The organism is Endozoicomonas sp. (assembly GCF_051008435.1).
In the GTDB taxonomy this organism is placed as follows: Bacteria; Pseudomonadota; Gammaproteobacteria; order Pseudomonadales; family Endozoicomonadaceae; genus Endozoicomonas_A.
The window spans coordinates 1-13,897 of the sequence record NZ_JBPCXO010000104.1; the positions used below are offsets into that span (position 1 = coordinate 1).

The following is a 13,897-nucleotide window of genomic DNA, read 5'->3' on the forward strand; positions in this document are numbered from 1 at the left end:
CAAGCGAAAGGCAAGAGGCTATAAGAAACCGCACTTTAAAATTATGGTTTATTTACTGACTGGCAAGCTGAATTTCACCCGAGTGAATGAATCCTGCTTACCCACTTGAAATTCAAAAGAGCCATAAAATTCCTTTAAGTACAAAGCCCCGCTGGACAGCACCAGTCAACTGGAAGGTATTGAGTCATTTGGATGTCCCAATGGTAAAGTTTGATGAACTTCCACCGGTGTATGAGAAAACAGCTTCTGAGCGTTGTTTTTTTTCCCACTGGGTGATCGTTATTTAGGGGCTTTATTTTTTGGAAGGCATAAGTATTTTCAAGGAGGGGCTGAACAAGAAGCCCACCTGATCGACGACAAGCCTATGGATGAACTGATTGATAATATTATCAACAGCATTCAGTTGACACTGTCGCCGGAAGCCCAGGCTCAGTATGACCGGGTCAAGGCGGAATGTCCGGATATGCAGGTGACGGAAGACTTTCCGCCACTGGACTGGTCCGACAAGCCGGAATACAAGGGTGACTAATCGGCCCTGGGAAAGAAAGCCATGGTCTGATGATTTTCTTTCCCGATGCACTGGATTGAGATTATTTTAAGATAGACATCAGTCCTTCGTAGTGTCTCCACTGCATCTGCTGATGACGGTTTTGACTCTGATCCACCACCGATTCCCGTGAAATATCCACAAGCCGACCTTCCTCATCCAGATGATAAGTGTCTTCCATAAAGAGCTGCTTTTCGTCGGGCTGGTGGATGCTGGGTCAATGAGTGAAAAGTCTGACTTTCCTTTAACCTTTCCTGTAGGTCAAAGGCGTGAGACCGGTCCAGCTTTTAAAGGCACGAATAAAGGCGCTGGGTTCTGAAAACGCCACTTTCGCGGCTATCTCTTCAATGGATAGCCGCTTCTGGTTAAGCAGATGGATAGCAATGTCTCTTCGAGTTTGAGTTTTGATGTCCTGAAATACCGTTCCCTCTTTCTTTAATGCACGACGCAGGGTTTGTGAGTGCATACTCAGATGCACAGCTACCACTTCAATCTCTGGCAATTCTTCCTTTTCCCTGAGGCTGGTTTCAATCAGGTTTCTGACATTCATTGCCACCTGCTTGTCACTGACCCGGGTTTCAAACAGATTCATTGGCGCGCGTTCCATATAAGCCTGCAGGGACTGATAGGTTTGCCGGTTGGGCAGATCAAAGGCATGGCGTTGATAAACAATCGAGTTTTTTGGCTGGTTAAACAGGACAGCAGCCCCGAAAAACAGAAACTGATACTCTTCCGGATAATCCGTGGCAGGATAATCCAGCGTGACCTGGACGATGGGCATCCTCTCATTGGCCAGCCAACTGTGAAAACGATGGAAAGACATCAGAGTCGTTTCAACGATATAGGCATTGGTCACCGCATCGGTCGAACGACGGGCAATTTCGTGGGTAATCAAATTGTCATCTAATGTCAGCCGATGATTAAAGCCATTTTCCAGCAGATTCGCATACTCTACTGAACGCTCGTAGGCCTCTCCTGCCGTGGGACAATTGATCACGGCATTACACATCATGGTAGATACGCCAATGCGTTGCGGCTTACCTAACAGACCCATGGCCTCATCGTTGAGCAATAAGGTTAACTTGTTGACCAGCCTGAAGTACTGGGCCGCTTCCACCCTTGAACGATCTTCAGTCAGTACCTGCAATGGAATTTCACACTCACGCAGAAGTTTCTTCAAGTCATAGCCCAGCGCCTTGGCACCATCCAGAGTCTGACGTACGTAAGCCGAGCTGATTGTAATTGTTTTCATTCTTTACACTCTGAAAAGAGTTGGTATCGGTTCCCTCTCAAGGGCCACAATTCCAAGCATTCTTCCTCTGAAGAACCTGAATTCTAAATTAAAACAGTCATCTAATGTCAATTTTTATGACTGCTCTCGTCATTGTTAAGTCAATTGTTCCAGAGCAGAATGAGCCACAGTCGATAGCTGCAAGTGACAGCAGCAGGGAAATCAGCCGGACAGGTAAAGGACACACCAGAGAATCAAGGTTCCCGGCTACCCGGAATATAAAAGCAAGAAAAACTTAAAGGATACCCAACATGCCCCATCCAGTGTATATCTATGATGCCGTACGCACTCCAAGGAGTAAGGGTAAGAAAGACGGTAGCCTCTACACAGTCAAGCCAATTGATCTGGGTGCATCGGTCCTGAAAGCCATGCAGAGCCGTCTGGATCTGGACACCTCTTATGTAGACGACGCAGTGTTTGGTTGTGTAACCCCTGTGGGTGAACAAGGGGGTGACATCACCAAAATGATCGTGGCCAATGCAGGCTGGGATCAAAGTGTTGCAGGTGTTCAGCTGGACCGTTTCTGCGCTTCTGGTCTTGAGGCAGTCAATATTGCAGCCCAGAAAGTGGCTTCCGGATGGGAAGACCTGGTCGTAGCCGGTGGTGTTGAGTCCATGTCTCGCGTTCCTCTGGGCTCCAGCGGTGGTGCCATGGGTGCTGACCCTGAGTTTGTTTTCAAGAATGGTTTTATTCCCCAGGGTGTTGCAGCTGACCTGCTTGCTACTCTGGATGGTCATACCCGTGAAGAAGTCGATGCCTTCGCTGTAGAATCTCAGCGTCGTGCAGCTAACGCTCGTAACAACGGTTACTTCGACAAGTCCGTGGTGGCTGTAAAAGATATGAACGGCGTAACCGTTCTGGATACAGACGACTTCATCAAGCCTGGAACCACCATGGAAGGCCTGGCTAAACTGAAACCTGCCTTTGAAATGCCAGGTCAGTTTGGCTTCAACGATGTCGCCATCAGCAAGTACCCACAGGTCTCTAAAGTTAACCACATCCATACTCCTGGTAACTCTTCTGGCATCGTAGACGGCTCTTCAGCAGTTCTGGTAGGCAGTGAGAAAGCAGGTAAAGATCTGGGCCTGACGCCACGTGCCCGTATTGTTTCCACTGCTGTGCTGGCCGTTGAGCCTGTACTGATGCTGGCTGGTCCTGCTCCAGCGGCTCGCAAGGCTCTGAAAAAAGCCAGTCTGCAAGCCAGTGACATTGACCTGTGGGAAATCAACGAAGCCTTCTCTTCTGTTGCCCTGCGTTATATGAGCGAACTGGAAATCTCCCACGACGTAACCAACGTCAATGGCGGTGCGATCGCCATGGGTCACCCACTGGGTGCGACCGGTGGCATGCTGGTCGGCACCATGGTTGACGAGCTGGAGCGTCGTAACCTCAAGCGCGGCATGATCTCTCTCTGCGTAGGTGGTGGCATGGGTATCTCCACCATCGTTGAACTCGTTTAACCATCGCTTTTAAAAACGTTTTTAAAAATAAGAAGAGAGCATTCAAACAATGAGCGGATTTATTTACGAAAAAGACGCCGACGGTATCGTCACCATCACCATGGACATGGAAGGTTCAGTCAACGCCATGACTGAAGAATACCGTGGCACGATGGAGGACACCGTAACCCGTCTGGAAGCAGAGACCGACATGACCGGTGTCGTGTTTGCATCTGCCAAAGATGTCTTCTTTGCCGGTGGCAACCTGAACGAGCTGGTTGAAGCTCAGCCTGGCGATGAAGAAGACTACATGACTGGCCTGGAAGTGGTAAAAGGTCACTTCCGTCGTCTGGAAAAACTGCCTGTTCCAGTAGTAGCAGCTATCAATGGTGCAGCACTGGGCGGTGGTTTTGAACTCTGCCTGGGTTGTAACTACCGTATCGCCTGGAATCATCGCAGCGTCAAGCTGGGCCTGCCGGAAGTAAACCTGGGTCTACTGCCCGGTGCCGGTGGTATCGTTCGTACTGTGAACATGCTGGGTCTGCAGAATGCCCTGCCTTACATCATGGAAGGCAAGCAAATTACTCCGGACAAGGCTCTGGAAGCTGGCCTGATCAACGAGCTGGTTGATACTAAAGAAGAACTGGTTTCCCACGCCAAAGCCTGGATTGCACAAAACAAGGACAACGAAGAAGCGAAAAGCCAGCCATGGGATCGCAAAGGTCACAAGATTCCTGGAGGCGACACCAACAACCCACAGGTTGCTCAGCTGCTGGTGATGTCTCCAGCCATGCTGCTGCAAAAAACCAAAGGCTTGATGCCAGCGCCAGAAACTATTCTGGACTGCGCAGCCGAAGCCGCCCGCCTAAGTTTTGACGGTGCCCTGAAAGCAGAAAGCCGTGGTCTGACCAAACTGGTAATGACGCCAGTTGCCAAGAACATGATCACCACGTTCTTCTTCCAGATGAATCAGGTCAATGGAGGCGCCAGTCGTCCAAAAGGTATCGAGAAAACCGACGTTAAGAAAGTAGGTGTTCTGGGTGCTGGTGTCATGGGTCAGGGTATTGCTCTGGTATCTGCCATGGCGGGTATTGAAGTAGTCCTGAAAGATCTGACGATTGAATCCGCAGAGAAAGGCAAAGGCTACTCGGACAAAGTGCTGTCCAAGCGTATTGCCCGTGGTCGTATGACTGAAGAAAAGAAGGAAGGCATCCTGAGCCTGATCAAACCTTCTGCTAACAATGAAGACCTGCAGGGTTGCGATCTGATCATCGAAGCGGTTTTCGAAGACATTAATCTGAAGAAGAAGATTGTTCAGGAGACTGAACCTTTTCTGGCAGAAAACGGCACTTATGGTTCCAACACCTCGTCCCTGCCTATTGGACGCCTGGCAGAAGCCAGCCTGAATCCCGAGAACTTCATCGGTATTCACTTCTTCTCTCCCGTAGACAAGATGCCTCTGGTAGAAATCATTTGTGGAGACAAGACCAGTCAGGAAACCCTGGCTAAAGCCTTCGATTACTCCCAGAAGATCAAGAAAACCCCTATCGTTGTTAATGACTCCTTCGGTTTCTTCACTTCCCGTACCTTCGGTAGCTATCTGGATGAAGGGGTTCAGCTGCTGAAAGAAGGCTTCCACCCAGTAGCTCTGGATAACCTGGCTAACTCTATTGGCATGCCTCTGGGCCCGCTGGCTATTTACGACGAAGTCAGTCTGAGCACCTCTCTGAAAGCCAGTGCTTCTGCTGAAGAACTGGGCCTTCTTGATGTCCATGGAGACAGCTCAATCACGCGTGAAGTCATGTCCACCATGGTGGAAGAGCACGGTCGTGGTGGCCGTCATCAAGGTGGCGGTTTCTATCAGTATGGCGAAGATGGCAGCAAGGAAATCTGGCCTGGACTGTACGACCTGTACTACAAAAAAGACCTTGATATCCCTAATGAAGATGTCAAAGACCGTCTGCTGTTCCGTCAGGTCATCGAAGCTCTGAAAGGTTTGCAGGAAGGTGTGGTTCATTCCGTTGCAGACGCCAATATCGGAACCATCATGGGTATCGGTGCACCCGCCTGGACCGGTGGACTGGTGCAGTTCGTTAACACTTACGGTACCCAGAAGTTCGTAGATCGGGCGACGGAACTGGCGGAGAAATACGGCGATCGCTTTGCGCCTCCTGCCATTGCGATTGAGAAGGCTGAGAAAGGCGAGCTGTTCGTATAAGCTTGTTCGCTTGCGCCCTCGCTCGCAAGAGCGAGGGTTTAACAGCCCTATAGCTGCCATGAGCACTATCAATAATTATAAAAATTGGAGACGTACGCAATGGGTCCCCTGACAGGTTTTAAAATCATCGAGCTCGCAGGCATTGGCCCTGGTCCTTTCTGTGGCATGCTGCTCGCTGACATGGGTGCAGAAGTCATTGTCGTTGAACGAGCCAGCTCCGAACATGTAGCGCCAGACGTTACCAGGCGCGGGAAAAAATCCATAGCGTTGAACCTGAAAAGCCAGGAAGGTCTGGAAACCCTGCTGAGTCTGGTTGAAGGTGCTGATGCTGTTTTTGAAGGCTTTCGACCGGGTGTTGCCGAGCGACTGGGCGTAGGCCCTGAAGACTGTCAGCAACGTAATCCGAAGATTGTCTATGGTCGTATGACCGGTTGGGGACAAACGGGTCCTCTGGCTCAAGCCGCTGGCCATGACATTAACTACATTTCCCTGACCGGCGCTTTATACGCAACAGGTCGCAAACACGAAAAACCCGTTCCTCCTCTTAATCTGGTTGGGGATTACGGTGGCGGTGCCATGTTCCTTGCAGTGGGTCTGCTGGCTGGACTACTGGAAGCGCAGAAGACCGGCAAAGGTCAGGTGATTGACGCAGCCATGACTGACGGCTCTGCTCTACTGATGTCCATGTTTAACTCATTCCATGCCATGGGCATCTGGAGCACCCAGCGTGGCAGCAATCTGCTGGACAGTGGTGCTCATTTCTATGACACCTACGAAACCCAGGACGGCAAATACGTTTCACTGGGCTCCATTGAGCCACAGTTCTATAGCCTGCTGATTGAAAAAGCCAACCTGGATCCCAGTGTTTTTGGCGATCAGCACAATGCTGCCCGCTGGCCTGAATACAAGGAAAAGCTGGAAGTCATTTTCAAGACCAAGACTCAGTCAGAATGGTGTGAATTGATGGAAGGTACCGACGTCTGCTTTGCACCGGTGCTCGACTTTCTGGAAGCACCACAGCACCCACACAATGTCGCACGAAACACCTATATCGATATTGATGGCATGACACAACCTGCACCCGCCCCACGCTTTAGCCGCACACCTTCCGAGGTGAGTCACGGTTCAAAAGCTGCCGGAGTGGATACAGACAGTGTACTCAACGAATGGGGCTTCTCGGCTGAGAAAATTGAACATTTAAGAAAAGAAGGGGCTTTGAGCTGAATGGGAAGGATTGCTTCAGGAAATAACTCCTGAAGCATCAGAAAAAATGTCAGGACAGCCTTTCAAGTACGGTAGCCAACATTTGTTTAACTTCTAACATATCAGACTTAAGCGTGGAGACATCAGACTTAAGCGTGGAGACATCAGACTGAAGAACCTTGATAGCACGATCCTGCTCATCAAAACGTGTGTCATGCTGAATCAGTTTCGAGCTGAGCTGGCGGAAACGTTCATCATGCTCCACGAGTTTCGAATCAATTTGACGGAAACATTCGTCATGCTCTGCCAGCTTGATTTCAATATGACTAACCCGTTTGTTTTGATAGTCAAAACGGCTTTCCAGCTCATCAAAACGGACACCTGTTTTGCTCTGAAACTGGCGAAGCTCAGTAATTAAAAGGTCAATAGAGCGTTCGACGCCGAGCACGATTCCATCAAACTCGCTTTGTCTGGCTTCAAGAGCGTCTACCCGTTCAGCAAGTGACATAAAACCTCTCTTGTTGGTAATTTCTGAGAATATGATCAGCACAAGAAGACTAGCAAAGAATTTAAATTTAGAAAGGACCCTGAGCACATGGATATGCTGGTACCAGAAAGCCTGGAAACTGAACGCTTGATACTCAGACAGTTTCAAGAAAGTGACTGGAAAGAACTTCATGACTATTTCTCAGACGCTGAAGCAACCAGGTATACGACAGGCCGCTCTTTATCGGAAGGTGAAACCTGGAGAACACTCTGCAGTATGATTGGCCACTGGAGTGTTCGGGGTTACGGCCCCTATGCTGTTATCGAAAAGAGTAGCGGGTCTGTACTGGGCACCACAGGCTTCTGGTATCCCAATGACTGGCCCGAGCCAGAGATTAAATATGCGCTGGCTACACAGCACCAAAGAAAAGGTTTTGCCAGTGAAGCAGTAAAAGCTGTTCAAAGAGCCGGGAGAAAGCATTTGCCTGAATTGAAGCTAATCAGTTTTATTCATTCAAATAATGCGCCTTCAATCAATTTAGCCAAGTCTGTAGGTGCCACTTTTGAGGGAGAACGCAGTTTCAGGGGGGCAACCTGGCACCTGTTTAGACACCCATAATCCGTTCGTTGTCAACATCACCACTATTCCTGTCAAAACTACTTTTGCCAGGATAAAAGCAAAAAAAACAATAACAAAAAGGAGTGATAAATATGCCGCAAAATGAGCCAGAGGTGCTTAGCCAGGCATTTACGCTCGGCTATACCTATACCCGCTCTACCGGCCCTGTTGTAGGTCAGTTTCTGACCGGGCTGCGCGACCGTAAACTGATAGGTAATAAGGCCAGTGACGGTAAAGTTTACGTACCGCCTATGGAGTTCGATCCTAAAACCGCAGAAGCCATCACAAACTTTGTGGATGTAGCTGAAACCGGTGTGGTCAAAACCTGGTCATGGGTCAATGAGCCTAATGAAAAACATCTTCTTAAGAAACCGTTCGCTTTTGCCCTGATTCAACTGGATGGCACCGATATCCCCATGCTCCATATGGTGGATGCTGGCAGTCAGGATGCCATGAGCACCGGGATGAAAGTTCAGCTGCGCTGGGCCGATGAAACCCAGGGTCTGATCACCGACATTGCCTGCTTTGAACCCTTGTCCGAAGACAGCGGTGCCCACAGCGAAAGATCTGGTGCCCACAGCGAAAGAAAAGTAGCAGAGAAGCCCGCAGTTGCTGCCGACCTTGAACCCATTACCGGTGTGGAATCTCCCATCTATCTGGAATACAACTTCACTGCTGGTAAAGCGACAGCTGCCTTCCTTTCCAACATCAAGAAAGGCAAGCTTACGGGGGGTAAGTGTTCCGACTGCTCCGCCGTTTATGTTCCTCCTCGTGGATCATGCCCGGCCTGTGGTGTGGCGAACGATGAAAACGTAGAGCTGACCAACAAAGCCACGGTTCAATCTTTCACCATTATCTCCATTCCCATCCCCGGTAACCCGATCAAGCCCCCTTTCGTAGTGGCAAACCTGATGGTGGACGACGCTCATCAATCCTTCCTGCACATTGTCAGCGGCTGTGATAACAGCGACGTTCGCATCGGCATGCGTGTAGAGGCTGTATGGAAGCCTGAAGAAGAATGGACTCATGCGATGGAGAGCATTGCTTACTTCCAGCCCATTGACGAGCCTGACATTCCTCGTGAAGAAATTGGTAAGTTAGAGCCCTCAGCTCATAAAAAGGGGGAGAAGAAAGATGCGTGATATAGCCGTAGTAGCCTATGCTCAGAATCCTATCGTTCGGGATGCCGGTGCCAATAACGAAGTCGAGCTGATCATGCCTGTGGTCAAACAGGTTTTGAAAGATACTGGACTGAAAGATATTCATGATATCGACTTCACCTGCTCAGGCAGCTGTGACTACCTGCAGGGTGCCGCTTTTGCATTCGTAGCCGGTGTGGATGCCCTGGGTGCTGTGCCACCTATTAAGGAATCTCACGTTGAGATGGATGCCGCCTGGGCTCTGTACGAAAGTATCCTGAAAATTAAGATGGGGGCGGCTGATTCTGCTCTGATCTATGGTTTTGCCAAATCCAGCCCCGGTAAACTGGCCCAGGTTCTTTCGCAACAGCTGGACCCTTACTACTACTCACCGCTCTGGCCAGATGTGGTCAGTCTGAACGCTATGCAGGCCCGAGCCGCGCTGGACGCGGGTGTTCTGACAGAAGAAGACATGGCTGAAGTGGTCAGCCGTTCTCGTGCCAACGCCAAATCGAACGACAAAGCACAACTGTCCGGTGATTATTCCGTAGAACAACTACTGGAAGAGCCCGAGTATATTGCTCCGCTTCGCAAGCATGACTGCCCACCGGTCTCTGATGGTGCTTCTGCCATGATCATTTGCACGGTTGAAAAAGCGAAAGAGTGGGGTCTGCCCTTCGCAATCATCAAAGGGATGGATCATCGTATTGAAACCCATAACTTTGGTGCCCGTGATCTGACAACCTCCGAATCAACAACGATTGCCGCAGAAGCGGTGGGGGTTAACTCAGCAAAGGTCGACATCGCTGAAATTCATGCGCCTTTCAGTCATCAGGAAATCATCCTGAAGAAAGCACTGGGCCTGGGTGATGATACCGTGGTCAATCCTTCCGGTGGCCCTCTGGCCGGTAATGTGATGATGGCCGCAGGCCTTGACCGTATTGGTGAAGTAGCCCGTCGCATTATTAATGGGGAAGCAAAACGCGGTGTTGCTCATGCCACCAGCGGACCTTGCTTGCAGCACAACATGGTCACGGTACTGGAGGCAGAATAATGGCTGAATTAGCAGCAGTGGTCGGTGTTGGACAAACCAAATACCAGACCAAACGATCCGACGTTTCTATTGCAGGCCTTGTTCGCGAAGCCGCCGTCAATGCATTAAAAGACGCTGAACTGACCTGGGACGACATTGATGCCGTCATTGTGGGTAAAGCGCCCGATATGTTTGAAGGCATCATTATGCCTGAAACGTATTTGACTGACGCCCTGGGCTGTAATGGCAAACCCATGTTGCGTGTGCACACGGCAGGTTCTGTGGGGGGCTCCACTGCAATCGTTGCCGCGTCCTACATTCAGAGTGGCATGTTCAAGCGTATTTTGACCGTTGCTTTCGAGAAACAGTCAGAATCCAATGCCATGTGGGCACTGTCTAACCCACAGCCGTTTTCACCTCACCTGAATGCCGGTGCCGGTGGTTACTTTGCCCCTATTATTCGTGAATACATCCGACGCAGTAACGCTCCTTATAATGCGGGTATCCGGGTTGCTACCAAGGACCGCCTGCATGGCGCACTGAACCCTCTCGCCCACCTGAAGCTGGGTGAGATTACAGAAGAGCAGGTAGAACAGTCCGGCATGCTGTGGGATCCCATTCGTATGCTGGAATCCTGCCCTTCTTCCGACGGTGCCTGTGCAATGATCATTGCCAACGAAGAACTGGCTGAACAGTCTCCGAAGAAGCCTGCCTGGATTCGTGGCACCGCCATGCGCTCCGAGCCCACCATGTTCGCAGAACGTGAAGAGGTGAACCCTCTGGCGGGGCGTCAATGTGCTGCTGACGTTTATCAGCAAGCCGGTATCACCAATCCCCGCAAAGAGATTGACTGTGCTGAAGTTTATGTGCCTTTCTCCTGGTATGAACCCATGTGGCTGGAAAACCTGGGCTTTGCCGAAGAGGGTGAAGGTTGGAAGCTGACCATGGACAACGTCACATCATTGATTGATGGCGGTGACACTCCCTGGAACCCATCCGGTGGAGTATTGTCGTCTAACCCCATCGGTGCTTCTGGCATGATTCGCTTCGCAGAAGCTGCCCAGCAGGTTCGTGGTGAATGTGGTGACCACCAGGTACCTGGCGCTAAAACCGCTATGGGTCATGCTTATGGCGGTGGTGCCCAGTTCTATGCCATGTGGATTGTCAGCTCCGACAAAGGGTAAATAACTTTTACCTCAGGAACTGTTTTCTGAATCTCACCTTAAAGGGCGGAATCACTCCGCCCTTTCTACTCTTCTAAACCATTGCCTTCCACTCTTGGCTGTTCATTCTCAAACAACCTCTCTTTAGCGTTTTTCTGTACAAATCCTGAAACCGGACTCCTGAGATACTCATCAAGAGACGTATGTTTTAAGAAAACTGCGACGATTTATCACACCTGTCTCAGAAGCATGGCTGTTTACAATCTTGATGAACGATAACAATAAATACAATCGAGATGACTATGCCGTCCTTCATGGAAATACTCAGCAGGGGTCTTCCTTTTGCTCTTAAAAAAAGAGCACTCCCTATTCAATACAGCACTTATCCACTTCTGATTGCCGGAACACTCATAACCTCTCCAGCCCCGGCTTCAGAACAGGGTCATGACCAAGTCGATATTCTGGAAACCATTGTGGTAACCGCCACCCGGGAAGAAGCCCGCCTGGCGGATACTGCCGCCAGTATCGGTGTTCTGAATGAAGACGATATCAAGGCCATTTCGCCCACGCATCCGGAGCAGTTACTGAACCGAATTCCCGGTGTAAACATTGTCCAGATTGGCAGCTCGGGAGAAGGTCATATGGCTGCCATTCGTCAGCCCATTTCAACAACGCCGGTTTACCTTTTTCTGGAGAATGGGGTTCCTGTGCGCTCACCGGCTTTCTTTAATCACAACAGTCTCTACGAAGTGAATGTTGCTGGCAGCCAGGGGATAGAGGTCACCAAAGGACCCGGATCTGCTCTCTATGGCAGTGATGCCATTGGCGGTGTGGTGAATGTTCTGAGTGGTCCGTTCTCTGGAGAAGACAATGCAACCGTGGGACTTGAGGCAGGTTCAGACGATTGGAAACGGGCAACTCTGGACGGAAACACTTCAAAAAATGGCCATGATTTCAATTATAACCTCAGCCTGAGTGACAACGGTGGTTGGCGGGATAACACCGAGTCCGACAAAGTCACCTTCTCCAGTGGTTGGGGATCAGATCTTTCAGACTCTGTCAGTCATCATACTTTGCTCACCTTTTCCCGAATCAATATGAACACGGGAGGATCAGGTCTGCGTTATGATGATTTCAAAGACAACCCATCACAGGCTGGCAACCTGATTGGCTTTCGAGATGTAGAAGCACTAGGAGCCTGTCGGTCTTGAGGCAATTTCTGTGAGGGAAGCTGTCTGGCTATCCTCCTGGTCACTCAAACTTCTGTGTAAGCTGTTCTTACCATCGTCATACTTTCCCGCAAATAGCAAAACAACGCCCAAAACGTTCTGTAGGCGGCCAGAATCTGTACCAAAATTAACCCATTGCTGATGTTGGCCATCGCCATGGTAAACATCTTCTTCAAATTGAAGCCAGTGCATAGCAAATCCCACTCGGCAGTCACCGCTGCAAAGCCACGAACCAGAAACTGGCGATAGCCCATGACTTCTTTCTGTATTCCGAAGGTCGGCTCAATAGTGCTTTTGCGTAAAGCATAAATAGACTGTCACTCCTTGGTTTGCAATCGCCAGCGCATCAGTTCTAATGCCGTTACATCGTCGCCTTCAGGCATGGGGTCATCGGGCTTGAAACGCTCCATTAAGGGTTTGTTATGGGCAACCCGCTTCTCTGCTATGTAAGGAATAGCGCCATAGGTATCCACAGCAAACACATTGCCTTCGCTGGAGAAACCTGTATCTGCCAGAATCGCTTCAACCTTGCCAGGCTCGTCTTCACGAGTGGCCAGCTCTTCAAGGGCTGACTCAATCTGTTGTTTGTCATTTGTTGCCTGGGTGACGTGTTTTTCTACGATCAGCCCGCTCTCAACGTCAACTGCTGCCTGAACATTATAGGCCTGTTCAAAGCTGCCGCCTGAAGTCGGCATGATGCGGGAATCGGGGCCTGTCAGATTGACCTGATCTTTGCCTTTCGGACCCGCCTCTGGCGCTTTGGGTTCTTTGCCTCTCGGGGCTTTTTACCGGACTCCCTGATGGCTTCCCGGCGGGCTACTTTTTCCCCGTGTTCTGCCAGTTCTTGCTGGTAACGCTCGTCGGCACGCCGCTCTATTTCAGCTTTCGCCTTGGCAATAACGGCCAGCCGGTCTTCCCGTCGCTGGAGTTCTTCGGGAATAGAAAGCTCTTCAGGCTGCTCTTCAGCATCGGCTTTCTCTGCCATTTTCAGAAGTTCGTCTACTTCAGCCTTGAGCTGCTTTTCCAACTTGCAGGCGTAGTCATAGATGAGAGCCTTGTGCTTACTGGCATTGGCTTTCATCTTGGAGCCGTCCAGGCTGATGGCTCCCATTTTCAGCCACTGGGCTTCTTTGGCAATCATCAGAATCTGGGTGAACAATTCACTGATCTCCTTGCGAAAGCGGCTTCAGAAAGTATTGATACTGTCATGATCCGGGTGCTCATTGGCGCAGATGTAACGAAAGGCGATGGAGTCGTAAGTAGCCTTCTCAAGCTTCCGACTGGAAAAGACTCCTGTCGCATAGTCATAAAACAACAGGGAGAGCATGAGTGATGGATGCCAGGCCTTAGAGCCTTTCCCACTATAGGCTTTGATGAATGGATCAAGGTTCAGTTGTTCGACGACCTCTACAACAAAGCGAGCAAGGTGCCGTTCCGGCAAGTAGTCATCGACACTGGCAGGAAACATGTCAGGCGTACTGCGATCAATGGGTCGAAAAGTCCACTTCTTCATTTGACAGAGGTCGTTGT

At 50.1% G+C, this 13,897-nt stretch carries 12 protein-coding genes and 1 pseudogene; 9 read left to right on the forward strand and 4 right to left on the reverse strand.

Features of this window, described 5'->3' with window-relative positions; translation table 11 throughout:
• Positions 1 to 253: 253 nt before the first annotated feature.
• The gene (locus ACR2PX_RS04590; protein ID WP_433998187.1) at positions 254 to 529 is read left to right on the forward strand and encodes a hypothetical protein; all 276 of its coding nucleotides are present in this window, start codon (positions 254 to 256) and stop codon (positions 527 to 529) included.
• 61 nt (positions 530 to 590) lie between these two features.
• On the opposite strand, the gene ACR2PX_RS04595 is transcribed toward ACR2PX_RS04590, so the two are convergent.
• Together ACR2PX_RS04595 and ACR2PX_RS04600 are read right to left on the reverse strand one after the other, a co-directional pair.
• Positions 591 to 728 carry a hypothetical protein gene (locus ACR2PX_RS04595; RefSeq protein WP_433998188.1) on the reverse strand — a complete coding sequence of 46 codons (138 nt, stop codon included), beginning with the start codon at positions 726 to 728 and terminating at the stop codon, positions 591 to 593.
• Positions 729 to 791: 63 nt separating this feature from the next.
• Positions 792 to 1,799: an AraC family transcriptional regulator gene (locus tag ACR2PX_RS04600; protein WP_433998189.1), complete on the reverse strand. Its 1,008-nt coding sequence runs from the start codon at positions 1,797 to 1,799 to the stop codon at positions 792 to 794.
• Between the two features lie 290 nt (positions 1,800 to 2,089).
• Between ACR2PX_RS04600 and ACR2PX_RS04605 the strand changes: the two genes are divergently transcribed.
• The 3 genes from ACR2PX_RS04605 to ACR2PX_RS04615 all read left to right on the forward strand — a co-directional run bounded on the left by ACR2PX_RS04605 (position 2,090) and on the right by ACR2PX_RS04615 (position 6,719).
• Positions 2,090 to 3,298 carry an acetyl-CoA C-acetyltransferase gene (locus ACR2PX_RS04605; RefSeq protein WP_433998190.1) on the forward strand — a complete coding sequence of 403 codons (1,209 nt, stop codon included), beginning with the start codon at positions 2,090 to 2,092 and terminating at the stop codon, positions 3,296 to 3,298.
• A 49-nt stretch (positions 3,299 to 3,347) separates the two neighbouring features.
• Positions 3,348 to 5,495, forward strand: a complete 2,148-nt coding sequence (locus ACR2PX_RS04610) for a 3-hydroxyacyl-CoA dehydrogenase NAD-binding domain-containing protein (protein ID WP_433998191.1) — start codon at positions 3,348 to 3,350, stop codon at positions 5,493 to 5,495.
• 99 nt (positions 5,496 to 5,594) lie between these two features.
• The gene (locus ACR2PX_RS04615) at positions 5,595 to 6,719 is read left to right on the forward strand and encodes a CaiB/BaiF CoA transferase family protein (RefSeq protein ID WP_433998192.1); all 1,125 of its coding nucleotides are present in this window, start codon (positions 5,595 to 5,597) and stop codon (positions 6,717 to 6,719) included.
• Positions 6,720 to 6,768: 49 nt separating this feature from the next.
• Here the strand turns inward: ACR2PX_RS04615 and ACR2PX_RS04620 are convergent, their stop codons facing one another.
• Positions 6,769 to 7,206 carry a hypothetical protein gene (locus ACR2PX_RS04620; RefSeq protein ID WP_433998193.1) on the reverse strand — a complete coding sequence of 146 codons (438 nt, stop codon included), beginning with the start codon at positions 7,204 to 7,206 and terminating at the stop codon, positions 6,769 to 6,771.
• 87 nt (positions 7,207 to 7,293) lie between these two features.
• On the opposite strand from ACR2PX_RS04620, the gene ACR2PX_RS04625 reads away from it, so the two are divergent.
• The 5 genes from ACR2PX_RS04625 (at position 7,294) to ACR2PX_RS04645 (ending at position 12,349) form a co-directional block, all read left to right on the forward strand.
• On the forward strand, positions 7,294 to 7,803 hold the full coding sequence (locus ACR2PX_RS04625) for a GNAT family N-acetyltransferase (protein ID WP_433998194.1): 510 nt from the start codon (positions 7,294 to 7,296) through the stop codon (positions 7,801 to 7,803).
• A 92-nt stretch (positions 7,804 to 7,895) separates the two neighbouring features.
• On the forward strand, positions 7,896 to 8,945 hold the full coding sequence (locus ACR2PX_RS04630; protein ID WP_433998195.1) for a Zn-ribbon domain-containing OB-fold protein: 1,050 nt from the start codon (positions 7,896 to 7,898) through the stop codon (positions 8,943 to 8,945).
• Positions 8,938 to 9,996 carry a thiolase domain-containing protein gene (locus ACR2PX_RS04635; RefSeq protein ID WP_433998196.1) on the forward strand — a complete coding sequence of 353 codons (1,059 nt, stop codon included), beginning with the start codon at positions 8,938 to 8,940 and terminating at the stop codon, positions 9,994 to 9,996. The genes ACR2PX_RS04630 and ACR2PX_RS04635 overlap by 8 nt, the downstream gene beginning before the upstream one ends.
• Positions 9,996 to 11,159, forward strand: coding sequence for a thiolase domain-containing protein (locus ACR2PX_RS04640; RefSeq protein ID WP_433998197.1), 1,164 nt, complete (start codon positions 9,996 to 9,998; stop codon positions 11,157 to 11,159). Before ACR2PX_RS04635 ends, ACR2PX_RS04640 begins: the two co-directional genes overlap by 1 nt.
• A gap of 293 nt (positions 11,160 to 11,452) precedes the next feature.
• Positions 11,453 to 12,349: a TonB-dependent receptor gene (locus ACR2PX_RS04645; RefSeq protein WP_433998198.1), complete on the forward strand. Its 897-nt coding sequence runs from the start codon at positions 11,453 to 11,455 to the stop codon at positions 12,347 to 12,349.
• 182 nt (positions 12,350 to 12,531) lie between these two features.
• On the opposite strand, the pseudogene ACR2PX_RS04650 reads toward ACR2PX_RS04645, so the two are convergent.
• A pseudogene (locus tag ACR2PX_RS04650) lies at positions 12,532 to 13,880 on the reverse strand (transposase); the annotation flags it as partial.
• Positions 13,881 to 13,897 lie beyond the last annotated feature (17 nt).

Excerpts from the sequence above, each read along its gene's own strand:
- ACR2PX_RS04610 (WP_433998191.1), top strand. The coding sequence starts at position 3,348 with ATGAGCGGATTTATTTACGAAAAAGACGCCGACGGTATCGTCACCATC.
- ACR2PX_RS04630 (WP_433998195.1), top strand. The coding sequence starts at position 7,896 with ATGCCGCAAAATGAGCCAGAGGTGCTTAGCCAGGCATTTACGCTCGGC.
- ACR2PX_RS04595 (WP_433998188.1), bottom strand. The coding sequence starts at position 728 with ATGGAAGACACTTATCATCTGGATGAGGAAGGTCGGCTTGTGGATATT.
- ACR2PX_RS04615 (WP_433998192.1), top strand. The coding sequence starts at position 5,595 with ATGGGTCCCCTGACAGGTTTTAAAATCATCGAGCTCGCAGGCATTGGC.
- ACR2PX_RS04640 (WP_433998197.1), top strand. The coding sequence starts at position 9,996 with ATGGCTGAATTAGCAGCAGTGGTCGGTGTTGGACAAACCAAATACCAG.
- ACR2PX_RS04605 (WP_433998190.1), top strand. The coding sequence starts at position 2,090 with ATGCCCCATCCAGTGTATATCTATGATGCCGTACGCACTCCAAGGAGT.
- ACR2PX_RS04600 (WP_433998189.1), bottom strand. The coding sequence starts at position 1,799 with ATGAAAACAATTACAATCAGCTCGGCTTACGTACGTCAGACTCTGGAT.
- ACR2PX_RS04620 (WP_433998193.1), bottom strand. The coding sequence starts at position 7,206 with ATGTCACTTGCTGAACGGGTAGACGCTCTTGAAGCCAGACAAAGCGAG.
- ACR2PX_RS04645 (WP_433998198.1), top strand. The coding sequence starts at position 11,453 with ATGGAAATACTCAGCAGGGGTCTTCCTTTTGCTCTTAAAAAAAGAGCA.
- ACR2PX_RS04635 (WP_433998196.1), top strand. The coding sequence starts at position 8,938 with ATGCGTGATATAGCCGTAGTAGCCTATGCTCAGAATCCTATCGTTCGG.
- ACR2PX_RS04625 (WP_433998194.1), top strand. The coding sequence starts at position 7,294 with ATGGATATGCTGGTACCAGAAAGCCTGGAAACTGAACGCTTGATACTC.